This window comes from Massilia sp. UYP32 (assembly GCF_050434365.1).
GTDB lineage: Bacteria > Pseudomonadota > Gammaproteobacteria > Burkholderiales > Burkholderiaceae_D > Telluria > Telluria timonae.
Genome location: NZ_JBNDIK010000028.1, coordinates 72,979 through 85,725, shown reverse-complemented (window position 1 = coordinate 85,725; position 12,747 = coordinate 72,979). Strand labels below are relative to the sequence as shown.

14 protein-coding genes are annotated in these 12,747 nt (G+C 66.8%); 2 read left to right on the top strand and 12 right to left on the bottom strand.

All coding sequences use genetic code 11. The features are described from left to right. The first annotated feature begins 8 nt into the window (after positions 1-8). Positions 9-908: a M48 family metallopeptidase gene (locus ABIB42_RS21070; RefSeq protein WP_429248946.1), complete on the top strand. Its 900-nt coding sequence runs from the start codon at positions 9-11 to the stop codon at positions 906-908. Between the two features lie 54 nt (positions 909-962). Here ABIB42_RS21070 and ABIB42_RS21065 read toward each other — a convergent pair whose 3' ends face one another. The 6 genes from ABIB42_RS21065 to ABIB42_RS21040 form a co-directional block, all read right to left on the bottom strand. After that, positions 963-1,478: a YcxB family protein gene (locus ABIB42_RS21065; RefSeq protein ID WP_273035521.1), complete on the bottom strand. Its 516-nt coding sequence runs from the start codon at positions 1,476-1,478 to the stop codon at positions 963-965. A 101-nt stretch (positions 1,479-1,579) separates the two neighbouring features. Next, positions 1,580-2,866, bottom strand: a complete 1,287-nt coding sequence (gene waaA / locus ABIB42_RS21060; protein ID WP_429248945.1) for a lipid IV(A) 3-deoxy-D-manno-octulosonic acid transferase — start codon at positions 2,864-2,866, stop codon at positions 1,580-1,582. Next, a complete protein-coding gene (waaC, locus tag ABIB42_RS21055) occupies positions 2,863-3,843 on the bottom strand; it encodes a lipopolysaccharide heptosyltransferase I (RefSeq protein WP_429248944.1) in 981 nt (326 codons plus the stop codon). Before waaC ends, waaA begins: the two co-directional genes overlap by 4 nt. Positions 3,844-3,852: 9 nt before the next feature. After that, complete coding sequence (locus ABIB42_RS21050) at positions 3,853-5,235, bottom strand: phosphomannomutase/phosphoglucomutase (RefSeq protein ID WP_429248943.1); 1,383 nt, start codon at positions 5,233-5,235, stop codon at positions 3,853-3,855. A gap of 231 nt (positions 5,236-5,466) precedes the next feature. Next, a complete protein-coding gene (locus tag ABIB42_RS21045; protein WP_005665331.1) occupies positions 5,467-5,778 on the bottom strand; it encodes an H-NS family nucleoid-associated regulatory protein in 312 nt (103 codons plus the stop codon). Positions 5,779-5,879: 101 nt separating this feature from the next. Further along, entirely contained in the window at positions 5,880-6,974 is a 1,095-nt protein-coding gene (locus ABIB42_RS21040; RefSeq protein WP_005665330.1) for an MraY family glycosyltransferase, read from the bottom strand. A gap of 313 nt (positions 6,975-7,287) precedes the next feature. On the opposite strand from ABIB42_RS21040, the gene ABIB42_RS21035 reads away from it, so the two are divergent. After that, positions 7,288-8,136 carry a symmetrical bis(5'-nucleosyl)-tetraphosphatase gene (locus ABIB42_RS21035; RefSeq protein ID WP_273161902.1) on the top strand — a complete coding sequence of 283 codons (849 nt, stop codon included), beginning with the start codon at positions 7,288-7,290 and terminating at the stop codon, positions 8,134-8,136. Here ABIB42_RS21035 and ABIB42_RS21030 read toward each other — a convergent pair. Genes ABIB42_RS21030 through ABIB42_RS21005 form a run of 6 tightly spaced genes read right to left on the bottom strand, consistent with a single transcriptional unit; the run spans position 8,133 to position 12,740 of the window. Then, the gene (locus ABIB42_RS21030; RefSeq protein WP_273161903.1) at positions 8,133-8,864 is read right to left on the bottom strand and encodes a lysophospholipid acyltransferase family protein; all 732 of its coding nucleotides are present in this window, start codon (positions 8,862-8,864) and stop codon (positions 8,133-8,135) included. The two genes, ABIB42_RS21035 and ABIB42_RS21030, sit on opposite strands and share 4 nt — an antisense overlap. A gap of 55 nt (positions 8,865-8,919) precedes the next feature. After that, on the bottom strand, positions 8,920-10,212 hold the full coding sequence (locus ABIB42_RS21025) for a dihydroorotase (protein ID WP_273161904.1): 1,293 nt from the start codon (positions 10,210-10,212) through the stop codon (positions 8,920-8,922). Next, positions 10,209-11,183, bottom strand: coding sequence for an aspartate carbamoyltransferase catalytic subunit (locus ABIB42_RS21020; RefSeq protein WP_005665326.1), 975 nt, complete (start codon positions 11,181-11,183; stop codon positions 10,209-10,211). Before ABIB42_RS21020 ends, ABIB42_RS21025 begins: the two co-directional genes overlap by 4 nt. Beyond that, the gene (pyrR, locus tag ABIB42_RS21015; protein WP_005665324.1) at positions 11,164-11,694 is read right to left on the bottom strand and encodes a bifunctional pyr operon transcriptional regulator/uracil phosphoribosyltransferase PyrR; all 531 of its coding nucleotides are present in this window, start codon (positions 11,692-11,694) and stop codon (positions 11,164-11,166) included. Before pyrR ends, ABIB42_RS21020 begins: the two co-directional genes overlap by 20 nt. 17 nt (positions 11,695-11,711) lie before the next feature. Beyond that, positions 11,712-12,101, bottom strand: coding sequence for a Holliday junction resolvase RuvX (gene ruvX / locus ABIB42_RS21010; protein ID WP_005665321.1), 390 nt, complete (start codon positions 12,099-12,101; stop codon positions 11,712-11,714). Between the two features lie 24 nt (positions 12,102-12,125). Further along, a complete protein-coding gene (locus tag ABIB42_RS21005) occupies positions 12,126-12,740 on the bottom strand; it encodes a YqgE/AlgH family protein (protein WP_085986709.1) in 615 nt (204 codons plus the stop codon). Positions 12,741-12,747: the final 7 nt, after the last annotated feature.

Genomic DNA, 12,747 nt, shown 5'->3' with positions numbered 1-12,747 from the left:
CTCAGACCATGGCCTCGGCGAAGGTCGACGGGCATCAGCTGGAGTTGTTCGCGCAAGAATTCTTCGCGGCGCTGAAGCCTTCCGACAAGCCTGCGCCGCCCGCGCAGCCGCTGTTCAAGGCGCCGCCGGCGCCGCCCCGCATCAAGCTCCCCTCGCCGCCCGTCGGCCCGCAAGACCCTCCCCTGAAACGCATCGCCCTCGGCCACCACACCATCGAGTACGCCCTGCGCCGCTCGTCACGGCGCTCGATCGGCTTCACCATCGACGACGACGGCCTGCGCGTGACGGCGCCGCGCCGCGTGACGCTCGAAGAGATCGACAACGCGCTGCGCGCCAAGCAGCGCTGGATCGTCGCCAAGCTGCTCGAACGGGGAGAACGGCGCGACCAGCGCCAGCAGCGGCTGCCTGTCGAATGGAAGGATGGCGCGCGCCTGCCCTACCTGGGCGGCGACATCGTGCTGCGTCTCGAGGAAGCGGAGCGCAGCCACTGCCAGTTCGACGCCGTCAACAACGAGCTGTGGATCGGCGTGGTGCCGGGGCTGTCCGAATGGCAGCTCAAGGAAAGAGTGAAGATCTGGTTCCAGGCCGAGGCCAAGCGCCTGTTCCGCGAGCGCCTCGATCACTATGCGCCGCAGCTGGGCGTGAGCTACAGCAGCTTCACGCTGTCGTCGGCCGGCTCGCGCTGGGGCTCGTGCACGGTGGGCGGCAGCATTCGCCTGAACTGGCGCCTGATCCATTATCCGCCAGCGCTGATCGACTACGTGGTGGCGCACGAACTGGCCCACCTGCGCGAGATGAACCACAGCCCGGCGTTCTGGGCCACGGTGGGCGAGGTGTATCCGGATTACGACGGCGCGCGCCTGGCACTGCGCAAGCGCTCGCACGAGATGCCGGTGTTGTTCGAGTAGGGTGGACGGGTCCCCCGTCCACGCGTCCAACACTGCCCGCAGGCCGGGAAAAAATCAGCGCAAAGCCAGCTCGTGCCGCGCCGCCGCCAGCTCGCGCATGGCGGCCACCTGTCCCTCGGACAGGCAACGGAACGGAATCGGCAGGGTGCCGCGCTTGAGCACCATCATGAAGCCGCGCGAATAGGTGCGCACGGCGGCCACGTCTTCCCAGCCGATCAGGGTCACGCCGCCGCTGGTGCGTACGATGCCGTGTTCGTCGATGGTGAACTCATAGGTGCGGCGCCCGCGTCCGAGCAGGACGAAGTTCAGGGCCGCGCTGAAGGTGCTTCTCAGGCGCAGGAGCAGGCTGGCCGGCCAGCGCACGCGCCGGCGGCGGATCAGGAAGCCGCCATGCTGCCACATGAAACTGGTGTACTCGCGCAGCGAATAGCGCACGAAAAAGTGCAGCGCATCCAGCGGCGGGAGCGCAACGCCAGCGGGTGGCGATGCCGGGACTTCGGTCGGTGCTGCGGTCATGATCGCCTCCAGCGCCTCTGCCGCCTGTTCCTGGACCAGTACCGAAGTTGGCAAAACCGCGGGCTTTCCACTACCGACCGGCCTCGGGTGATTGAACGACAACATGGCGCATCCCCTTTTGTTTTGTACCGTGCAGTTTGGAATGGTAACAAAACCTACCGGATATGCCGTTGCACGAGTTCAACAGTGCGCAGGGTCGCCCCACGGTGGCGGCGCGCGAAGGCCAGCGCCTTCTCCCCCATCGCCACCCGCGCCGCGCCGTCGCGCAGCAGGCGCACGGCCGCCGTCACCAGCGCGTCGGCGTCAGGCAGCCGCAGCGCGGCGCCGTCGTCCACCGCCTCATTGGTGGCGTCGAGGAAGTTGAAGGTATGCTCGCCCACCAGCACCGGCTTGCCCAGCGCGCAGGCTTCGATCAGGTTCTGGCCGCCCAGCGGTAGCAGGCTGCCGCCGATATACGCGCAGTCGCAGGCCGCGTAATAGGCGAACATCTCGCCCATCGAATCGCCCAGCAGCACGTCGGCGCCGCCCACGCCATGGTGGAGGTCAAACTGCGAACGCCGCGCCAGCGTGAATCCGCGCGCCGAGGCCAGGGCAGCGACTTCGTCGAATCGCTGCGGATGGCGCGGCACGATCACCAGGAGCGCGCCGGCCGGCTTGTCGGGCATCCGCCGCCAGGCGTCGAGGATCAGCGCCTCTTCGCCTTCGCGCGTGCTGGCGCACAGGAACACGGGCCGCTCGGGGCCGCCGGAGCGGATGCGGCTGCGCAGCCAGTCGCCCTTTTCCAGCGCCGCCGGCGGCGGCGTCACGTCGAACTTGACGCTGCCGGTGACCTCCACGTTCGGCGCGCCGAGCGAGCGGATACGCTCGGCGTCAACCTCGGTCTGGGCCGCGACCAGGGTGAAGCCGCGCGCCGCCTCCCGCATCACGGCGCCCGCCTTGCGGCCACGCTTCAGGGATTTTTCGGACAGGCGGGCATTGGCCAACACCACCGGAATGTCCAATCGTGTGCAGGCGTGGATCAGGTTGGGCCAGACCTCGGTCTCCATCAGGATGCAGGCGCGCGGGCGATGGCGGCGCAGGAAGCGCCGCGTCATCAACCCGGTGTCGTACGGCAGGTAGCTTTGCACCACGCGCTCGCCATGGTGGGCGAACAGGGATTGTCCGGTGGCGCGGCCAGTCGGCGTCATATGGGTCAGCAGGATGCGGCAGTCGGGATAGGCCGCCAGGAGCGCGTCGACCACCGGTTCGGCGGCGCGCGTCTCGCCGACCGAGACGGCGTGCACCATGATGGTGGGACGTTCGCTCGGCGCCGGACCAATCAGGGCCAGGCGTTCGCCCCAGTGCGCGCGGTAGCCCGGCTCCTTGCGGCCACGCCACCACAGGCGGCCCAGCACGGCCGGCAGGGCCAGCCACCACAGGCTTGAATACAGCGTGCGGTTCATGCCGACGCCAGCAGGCGGCGCGCGGCCGCCACCACCTCGTCGCTTGATGGCGGCGCACCCAGCTCGCCCAGGTTGACGATGCGCTCGGACCAGTTGCCCTCGGTCTTCCACTTCGGCGAATCGCAATAGATCTCGATCGTCGGCCGCACGAAAGCGGCGGCGATATGGGTCAGGCCGGTGTCGACGCCGACCGCGAGCCGCGCATGCTGGGCCAGGGTCACGGCGTCCATCATCGACAGCCTGGGCAGCACGCGCGCGTTCGGGATGCCGGCGGCCAGCGCCTCGGCGTCCCGGCGTTCGGCCTCCGAACCCCAGGGCAGCAGCACCGGCATCGGCGCCAGCGCCTTGCCGAGCGCGATCCAGTTGGCGTCCGCCCACTTCTTGGCCGCGCGCGCCGTGCCGTGGAAGAACACGGCGTAGTCTTCGGCCGGCAGGAAGGCCGGACGCTGCGACGCATCCGGCGCCGGCAGGCCGAAATCGGGCGCCGTATCGACCGGATAGTCGAGCGCCGCGCCCGCCACCAGCCGTCCGCGCGCCACCGCGTGGGTGCGCGGGCTCAGGGGAATGCTGTCGGTATGGAAGATGCGCGAGACGCCTTCATAGCCCGAGCCTTCGCTGCCGTTGGCCAGGCCGACCTTCCTGCCGCCCTTGCGAACGCGCGCGGCGCCCATGATGATGCCGGTCTTGAGCAGGCCCTGGGTGTCGAACACATAGTCGTATTCTTCCTCGCGCAGGGTGCGCAAGAATGCGCGGATCTCGGCGCGCGTCCCGGATTTGCCCAGGCTCTTGCGCCAGCGCCGCAGCGCCCAGGGGATCACCTTGCGCACGTGCGGATTCAGGCGCACCAGGCTGACGTAGCCTTCCTCGACCACCCAGTCGATCGTGGCGCCCGGATGGCGGCGCAGCAGGTCGGCCACGATCGGCAGGTTGTGCAGCACGTCGCCCAGGGACGACACCCGCACAAGTAGAATCTTCAAGCGATCACCTCAGAACGGCAGATCGGCATCCGGCTTGGCGGCCAGGATCACGCTCTTGAACTCGGACTGGATCCGCGCCAGCGCTTCCGGATTCTCGCCCTCGAAGCGCAGCACCACGACCGGGGTCGTGTTCGACGAACGCGCCAGGCCGAAGCCGTCCGCGTACTCGACGCGCAGGCCGTCGATGTCGTTGATCTTTTCCGAGGTCGGGAACCTGGCGTCACGGCGCAGCTGGTCGATCAGGGCGAAGTTCTCGCCCTCCTGCAGGTGCAGGTGCAGTTCCGGGGTGCTGCTGGCGATCGGCAGGCCGTTGAGCAGCGCCGACGGATTCGGTCCCTTGGTCAGGATCTCGAGCATGCGCGCGCCGGCATACAGGCCGTCGTCGAAGCCGTACCAGCGGTCCTTGAAGAAGATGTGGCCGCTCATCTCGCCGCCCAGCGGGGCGCCGGTTTCCTTCAGCTTGGCCTTGACCAGCGAGTGGCCGGTCTTCCACATCAGCGGCTTGCCGCCATTCTTCTCGATGTAGGGCGCCAGGTGGCGCGTGCACTTGACGTCGTACAGGATCTCGGCGCCCGGGTTGCGCGACAGGACGTCGGCCGCGAACAGCATCATCTGGCGGTCCGGGAAGATGATCTGGCCATCCTTGGTGACCAGGCCCAGGCGGTCGCCGTCGCCGTCGAAGGCCAGGCCGATCTCGGCGTCGGTCTCTTGCAGCGCGCGAATCACGTCCTGCAGGTTTTCCGGGTGGGCCGGGTCCGGGTGGTGGTTCGGGAAGGTGCCGTCGACTTCGCAGAACAGCTCGACGACCTCGGCGCCCATGCGGGTAAACAGCTCGGGCGCGAAGGCGCCAGCGACGCCGTTGCCGCAGTCGACCACGATCTTGATCGGACGCGCCAGCTTGACGTCGCCCACGATGCGCTCGATGTAGGCGGCGCGGATGTCGTGGGTGCTGTAGCCGCCGCGCTGGTCGGCGATCGCGCCGTCGTAGGCAGCGATGCTGTCGTGCAGGCCGGTGATGGCGTCGCCATAGATCGCCTCGCCCGCCATCACCATCTTGAAGCCGTTGTAGTCGGGCGGGTTGTGGCTGCCGGTGACCATGATGCCCGAGCGCGTTTCCAGCACGTTGGTGCCGAAATACACCATCGGGGTGGCGACCATGCCCAGATCGATCACGTCGACGCCGGCGTCGCGCAGGCCTTCGCTGAGGGCGGCGCTGAGTTCCGGGCCCGACAGGCGGCCGTCGCGGCCGATCACGACCTTGCGCTCTCCCTTGGCCAGCGCGGCGGCGCCGAAGGCACGGCCGATGTGGCGCGCGATCCCCGCATCCAGGGTCTTGCCGATGATGCCGCGAATGTCATAGGCCTTGAAAATCGTTTTCGAGAGAGCAACCATGTTCTTCCTTGGAATTCTTGAGAGGCATGCGCCGGTCGCTGGATCGACCGTGGTCATCGCCGGATGTTGGAGGAATGATAAAAAATCGCTTGCTATTGTACCGGCAAGCGCTGGCGCCGTGGGATTGGCGCGCGGAGATCGGGCGGCGTGGAAAGCGCCCGGTGCCTGGCGGAATGCTACTTTCCGCCTGCGCTGCGGAAGTGAGGTTCCTCAGCGCAGGGGAAATTGGAATCAGACGCGCAGATCGTCGATCGACTTGCCGCCTTCGACCCATTCCTTGACCCACTTCGGCTGGCGGCCGCGGCCGGTCCACTGCAGGTTGGAATCGTCCGGGTGACGATAGCGCACGGCGACGGTGGCGCCTTTCGAACCGCGGCCGGTGGCGGCCATCAGGTCTTTCAGCGGCATGCCGACGCTTTGGGCGATGGCCAGGATTTGCTCGCGTGCTTTTTGCACTTCCTGGACTTCACGCTTCTTCATCTCCTGCTTGATTTGCTCCTGCAGGTTGCGCAAATCGCCTACGGACATATTCGACAGATCCATCATCATTCCTCGTTCGTTAAAGATTAAATGCAGATTCAGCAATTACCGAATCTAGTGAATTCTCACTAAATGTCGCAATATAATACAACAATAAACCGGGACTAGTCCTTCTTGCTTAAAAAAAGCCAACGTGGGGACTTGAATCGAACAATACGGCCATACAACCAGAGGTAACTGATTATGAACAACAAACAGAAGAACATCAGGGCCGTCGTGTTTTTCCAGAACACCGTTGCCGGTATCACGGCCAGCAGTGAAAACAGCCATAAATAAGGAGAAGTCCGCGCATTGCGCTTCATCAATGCGCGTGCTTCGCGCGGCCCTACCGTCCATTGCACGATACGGCGAAATATCAAGCTGTGCAGGTGAATACCATCCGGCATCGCCGGCGACTTTCCGCGCACAAACATGCGGCGATAAGCGGAGAATATCGTTTCGAAAGCCGGATAAATCAGTAACAGCGCCGCATACCAGGTCGACACGCCGGGATTGCGCATCACCAGCAGCAGCGCCAGCTCGCCCAGCAGGAAACCGATGAAATAGGCGCCGCCGTCGCCCAGGAAGATCAGCCCCACCGGATAGTTCCAGATCAGGAAGCCGGCGGTGGCGCCGGCCACGATCAGGGCCGCCACCAGCACGAACATATCGCCCACCTGCAGCGCCACGTAGGACAGCGACAGCAGCATGAAGATGCTGATCACGCCCGCCAGGCCATTGAAGCCGTCGATGATATTGATGGCGTTGGCGATGCCCGCCACCGCCAGCATCGTCAGCGGCAGCACGATCCACAGCGTCTCGATCGGCAGCACGGCCCACGGCAGGTCGAGCCGGCCGACGCGCGCGTCGAGCAGCCAGTAGCCGAGGGCCGCCGCGACCATCGTCAGCGCCAGCCGGCGCAGCGGCGAAACGCGGCCGGTGTAATCCTCGGCGATGCCGCCGGCGAGCGCGATCGTGGCGCAGGCAATCAGGGTCGCGAGCCACGCCATCATTTGCGGCTCGCGCAGGATCGAAATCCCGGACGCCACCACCACCGCGAGGAAAATTGGAATGCCGCCGATACGCGCGACCGCATGCGAGTGCACTTTCTGCACGCCGCCAAAATCGCCATCGAGCCCCAGCCCATGTTTTCGCGCGGTCTTGATAACCAGCAGCGTCAGCAATGCGCAGGAAAGGAAGCTCACGAAAAACGAGAACATTATTGTTTTCTTTCGATGCCTGTATGTGGAGCCTCGGGCAGCGGCGGTTGGCAAATGGAATGGCCAGTGCACGCTATTCACGGGAGGAAAGCCGGATTCATTGTACCGGAATGGACCGGTATTTCCGGGCGCACGTATTTAACGCGCACGCAGTGTTGGAAGCGAGTCAAAAAATGCCGATGCGCGCGCATTTCGGGCACGAGACAGGCGCAGGGAACCACAAGCGCGGTGCCGGGCGACAGCGCCGGCGGGTAAAATCATTTAGTATCCGCAAAAGCAACAACGACAGCTTCACGGGCCAATCTCGAAAAATATGAAAACCTATGCCATTGGCGACCTCCAGGGTTGCGCGCACGAAGCGCAACTGCTCCTCGACCGGATCTTCGAGACGGCGGGCCTTGACGCGCGTATCCTGTTCGTGGGAGACCTGATCAATCGCGGTCCCGATTCGCTCACCGCGCTGCGGCGCATGAAGGCCTTGTCGGAATCGAGCGGCGGGCGCATCGAAGCCCTGCTCGGCAACCACGACCTGCACCTGATCGCGGTGGCGGCCGGCGCCCAGCGCCTGAGCCGCTCCGACACCCTCGACGAGATCCTGGCCGCGCCCGACCGCGACGAATTGATCGCCTGGCTGCGCCAGCGTCCGCTGGCGATGTTCGTCGACGCCCACCTGCTGGTGCACGCCGGCGTGGCGCCGCAATGGGACGCGCGCCAGACCATGGCGCTGGCCGCCGAAGTGGAGGCCGCGCTGCGCGGCGAGGGCTGGATCGATTTCCTGGGCGCGATGTACGGCAACCTGCCGGATCGCTGGGACGATGGCCTGGTGGGCATCGACCGCCTGCGCTGCATCGTCAACGCCCTCACCCGCATGCGCCTGTGCGCGCCGGACGGCACGATGGACTTCAAGCACAAGGAAAGCGACGCCGGCCCGGCCGGCAGCGGCCTCCTGCCCTGGTTCGACCTGCCGCAGCGCGGCACCCAGGATGTGACGGTGGTGTTCGGCCACTGGTCGGCGCTGGGCCTGGTGCAGCGGCCGAACCTGATCGGCCTCGATAGCGGCTGCGTGTGGGGCGGCAAGCTGACGGCGGTCTGCCTGGACGACCGCACGCTGCTGCAGGTGGATTGTCCCGAGTACCGGGAACACGGCGGCAAGAAGCGCTAGACGCGCACGGCGGCTTCCACCGCCTCCTGCGCCGCCAGCGCCAGCTCGCGCCGGTGCGCGCCAACGCTGTCCAGCGGCGCCAGGCAGGCCAGGCGCGCCTTCACGGGCGGGCCCTGCAGGATGCGCAGCAGGCTGTCGACGAAGGTGGTGTCGCCCACGTACTCGATCGACGGGTGCGGGCCGCCATCGGCATCGACATAGGCCAGCGCATACGGCTGGACCGGCACACCGGCATCGATCGCGGCCTCGAACAGGTTGGCGTGGAAGGGCAGCACCCCGCCCTGCAGGCCGGTCGTCCCTTCCGGGAACAGGGCGACCCGTTCCCCTTGTTGCAGCACCTCGACCAGTCCCTTGAACACGTGGCGCAGCTCGCGCCGGTTGCCGCGCGCGATGAACACGGTGCCGGCGCCGGCCGCCAGCCAGCCCATCACCGGCCAGGATCGGATCTCGGCCTTGGCCACGAAGCGGCAGGGATCGAGGGCGTTGATGACGAAGATGTCGAGCCAGGACACGTGGTTGGCGACGACCAGCGCGTGCTCCAGCGCGGGGACGCCGCCGCCATGCTCGACCTCGACCCGGCACAGGCGCAGCAGGCGGCGCGACCAGCCGCGCGTCAGGCGCATGCGCAAGCGGGGAGAAGCGAAGGGAAACACCAGCGCGCAGGTCGCCAGGCCCTCGCACAGGTGGACGACGACGCGCGCGAGGCGCCAGGCTAGGCGGATCTTCAAGATAGCAAACACGGTGAGGACGGCGGCTTCATGACCAGCCGCCGTCCCGGGTGGATCAGCGCTGCCAGGCCACGCGGCCGCGCACGATGGTGGCCTTGACCTGTCCGGCCAGCTCGTAGCCGAGGAAAGGCGTGTGCTTGCCCTGGCTGGCCAGGGTCTTGCCCTCCACCTTCCAGCGCGCGTCTGGATCGAACAGCACCACGTCGGCCGCGGCGCCGACGCCCAGGGTGCCGGCCGGCAGGCCGGCGATGCGGGCCGCGTCATGCGTGATGCGGCTGAGCGCCACGGCCAGCACCTTGTCGCCATCCACGCCATGCTGCTGGTCTTCGGCCCACTTGAGCGTGAGGCTGAGCAGCAGTTCCAGGCCGGTGGCGCCGGGCGAGGCTTCGCCGAACGGCAGCAGCTTCTCGTCGTCGTCGACCGGGGTGTGGTCGGAGCAGACCGCGTCCACGGTGCCGTCCAGCACGGCCGCACGGATCGCGTCGCGGTCGCGCTGCGAGCGCAGCGGCGGGGTCAGGCGCGCGTTGGAATCGAAGAAGCCGATGTCGGCGTCGGTCATGTGCAGGTGGTGCACGCCGACGTCGACGCTGAGGTCCAGGCCTTCCTGCTTGGCGGCGCGGATCAGCTCCAGGCCGGCGCTTGATGAGATGCGGCACAGGTGCACGCGCGCGCCGGTGGCGCGCATCAGTTCGAAGATCGTGTGCAGCGCGATGGTCTCGGACATCACCGGCACGCCCGACAGGCCCAGGCGCGACGCCAGCGGACCGCTGTGGGCCACGCCGCCGCGGCCGATGTGGGCGTCCTGCGGACGCAGCCACACGGTATAGCCAAAGGTTTTCGCATACTGCATGGCGCGCAGCAGCACGGTGGTATCGAGGATCGGTTCCTCGGCCTGGGCGAAGCCGATGCAGCCGGCTTCGGTCAGTTCGGCCATCTCGGTCAGCGCCTGGCCCTTCAGGCCCACGGTCAGCGCGCCCAGCGGGTGCACATTGGCCTGGTCGAGCATGCGCGCGCGGTGCTTGAGCATCTCGACCAGGCCCGGCTCGTCGAGCACCGGATCGGTGTCGGGCGGGCACACGAGCGTGGTCACGCCGCCCTGCATCGCGGCCTGCAGCTCGGATTCGAGCGTGGCCTTGTATTCGTAGCCCGGCTCGCGCAGGCGCGCCGACAGGTCGACCAGGCCGGGGGCGACCACCAGGCCGGCGGCGTCGATGGTCTGGTCGGCGTTGAAGCCCGCTGGCGCGGCGCCGAGCGCCGCGATCCTGCCGTCGGCGATGAACAGGTCTTGCGCTGCGTCGATGCCGTTCGCCGGGTCGATCACTCGCCCGTTCTTGATATGAAGTTTCATGCGTGGGTTCCTGCCAAAATGCTCATCACCGCCATCCGTACCGCGATCCCGAAAGTTACCTGCGGCAGGATCACCGCCTGGGCGCCGTCCGCCACCGCCGAGTCGATCTCGACGCCGCGGTTCATCGGGCCCGGATGCATCACGATCGCGTCCGGCTTGGCCAGCGCCAGGCGTTCCGGCGTCAGGCCATAGCTCTTGAAGTATTCCTGCGCCGAAGGCAGCAGCGCGCCGCTCATGCGCTCGTTCTGCAGGCGCAGCATGATGATGACGTCGACGTCCTTCAGGCCTTCATCCATGTTGGTGAAGGTGCGCACGCCCATCTGCTCCAGGCCGCCCGGCAGCAGCGTGTGCGGGCCGATCGCGCGCACTTCAGGCACGCCGAGCGTGGTCAGCGCGTGGATATCCGAGCGCGCCACGCGGCTGTGCAGGATGTCGCCGACGATGGCCACGCGCAGGTTGGTGAAGTCCTTCTTGTAGTGCCGGATCGTGTACATGTCCAGCAGGCCCTGGGTCGGGTGGGCGTGGCGGCCGTCGCCGGCGTTGACCACGTGCACGTCGGAGCGGGTGCGGTTCAGGTGCTGGGCGATCATGTAGGGCGCGCCCGATTGCGCGTGGCGCACCACGAACATATCGGCGTGCATCGCGGCCAGGTTGTCGATGGTGTCGAGCAGCGACTCGCCCTTGGTGGTCGACGAGGCCTGGATGTTCAGGTTGATGACGTCGGCCGACAGGCGCTTCGAGGCGATCTCGAAGGTGGTGCGGGTGCGCGTCGAGTTTTCGAAGAACAGGTTGAACACGCTCTTGCCGCGCATGAGCGGGACTTTCTTGACTTCGCGGTCGGAGATGCCGACGAAGCTCGATGCGGTGTCGAGGATGTGGTCGATGTGCGACTTCTTGAGTCCCTCGATGGTGAGCAGGTGTTGCAGCTCGCCGTTCTTGTTCAGTTGCGGATTATTGTGCAGGGTCGGCATTGTCTTCTTCGATGGTCAGCGAGAGTTGGCCTGTTTCGTCGCGCTGCAGGCACAGCGACTGGTTTGCCGCGAGCGACACGCGCGCGCCGGCGAAATCGGCCGCCACCGGCAGCTCGCGCCCGCCGCGGTCGGCCAGCGCGGCCAGCTTGATGCAGCTTGGCCGGCCATAGTCGAACAGCACGTTGATCGCGGCGCGCGTGGTGCGGCCGGTCTGCAGCACGTCGTCGACCAGCACCACCGTGGCGCCGTCGACCGGGAAGCGGATATGGGTCGGCTTCACGTCAGGATGCAGGCCCTTGCGCGCATAGTCGTCGCGGTAGAACGACACGTCGATCGAACCCAGGCGGGCAGTGAGGTCGAGGTCGCGCGCCAGGCGCTCGGCCAGCCAGGCGCCGCCGGAATGGATGCCGACGATGGCGGCGTCGGGCACGCCGTCCAGGCCCGCGCGGACCTGGCCCAGCAGCTCGCGGTAGAGCGCCTCGGCGTCGAGGTTGAGATTGGTTGTTGGCATAGGGTGAGAAGATGCGGCTAAGGAGATGCGTCGAAATATTGCTGCAGAATGATGGCGGCCGCCTTGTCGTCGATGACGTCGCCGCGCTTCGATGCGATCACGGCCGACGAATAGCGCTCGTCGACCAGCTCGACAGGCAGGTTGAAGCGGCCATGCAGCTGGTTGGCGAAGCGGCGGCTGCGCAGGGTCATGTCGTGTTCGGCGCCGTCGGGATGGCGCGGCTCGCCCACCACCAGGCGCGCCGGGCGCCACTCGGCGATCAGCTCGCCGATGATCTTGAAGCGGGTGGCGTTGTCGATGGCGGCAATGACGCGCAGCGGCTGCGCCTGCCCGGTCAGGGTGTTGCCCATGGCGATGCCGATCCGCTTGACGCCGAAGTCGAAGCCGAAAACGATATCGACCATCATGCGCAACCACGCAGGTACAGCAAATCACGCATGGCCGGCTTCGGTGGCGAGCATGAAGGGATCGATCCCCAGCAGTTTGATGGCGGCGTTGTAGCGTTCCTCGATCGGCAGGTCGAACAGCACGCGCGCGTCGGCGCCCACCGTCAGCCAGCCGTTGCGCGAGATTTCTTCTTCGAGCTGGCCCGGGCTCCAGCCGGCGTAGCCGATCGAGACCAGCATGCGCGCGGGACCGCCGCCGCTGGCGACGGCTTCGAGCACGTCGATCGAGGTCGTGAAGGCGACGTCGTCGGTGACGCTGAGCGACGAGGAATAACGGCCGCCGGGCGAATGCAGCACGAAGCCGCGGTCGTCCTGGACCGGCCCGCCGAACATGATCGGTTCGTCCACCACGGTCGCGCGCAGGCCTTCGGCCAGCTTCAGGTCGACGCGGTCGAACAGGGTTTCCATCGTCATGTCGGTCGGCTTGTTGATGACCACGCCCAGCACGCCCTTGTCGTTGTGCTCGCAGACATAGACGACGGTGCCGCCGAAGATCGGATCCTGGATCGATGGCATGGCGATCAGGAAATGGTTCGCAAGGTTGAGCCCGGATGCTGCCGGACCGGCCTTGGCGAGCGCTTCATCCTGCTCCCGGGGCATGCCCGGC

Bases quoted from the DNA above. Each gene is read 5' to 3' on its own strand.
- ABIB42_RS21070 (WP_429248946.1), top strand. From the start codon at position 9: ATGGCCTCGGCGAAGGTCGACGGGCATCAGCTGGAGTTGTTCGCGCAA.
- waaA (WP_429248945.1), bottom strand. From the start codon at position 2,866: ATGAACCGCACGCTGTATTCAAGCCTGTGGTGGCTGGCCCTGCCGGCC.
- ABIB42_RS21050 (WP_429248943.1), bottom strand. From the start codon at position 5,235: ATGGTTGCTCTCTCGAAAACGATTTTCAAGGCCTATGACATTCGCGGC.
- ABIB42_RS21045 (WP_005665331.1), bottom strand. From the start codon at position 5,778: ATGGATCTGTCGAATATGTCCGTAGGCGATTTGCGCAACCTGCAGGAG.
- ABIB42_RS21040 (WP_005665330.1), bottom strand. From the start codon at position 6,974: ATGTTCTCGTTTTTCGTGAGCTTCCTTTCCTGCGCATTGCTGACGCTG.
- ABIB42_RS21035 (WP_273161902.1), top strand. From the start codon at position 7,288: ATGAAAACCTATGCCATTGGCGACCTCCAGGGTTGCGCGCACGAAGCG.
- ABIB42_RS21025 (WP_273161904.1), bottom strand. From the start codon at position 10,212: ATGAAACTTCATATCAAGAACGGGCGAGTGATCGACCCGGCGAACGGC.
- ABIB42_RS21020 (WP_005665326.1), bottom strand. From the start codon at position 11,183: ATGCCGACCCTGCACAATAATCCGCAACTGAACAAGAACGGCGAGCTG.
- pyrR (WP_005665324.1), bottom strand. From the start codon at position 11,694: ATGCCAACAACCAATCTCAACCTCGACGCCGAGGCGCTCTACCGCGAG.
- ruvX (WP_005665321.1), bottom strand. From the start codon at position 12,101: ATGATGGTCGATATCGTTTTCGGCTTCGACTTCGGCGTCAAGCGGATC.
- ABIB42_RS21005 (WP_085986709.1), bottom strand. From the start codon at position 12,740: ATGCCCCGGGAGCAGGATGAAGCGCTCGCCAAGGCCGGTCCGGCAGCA.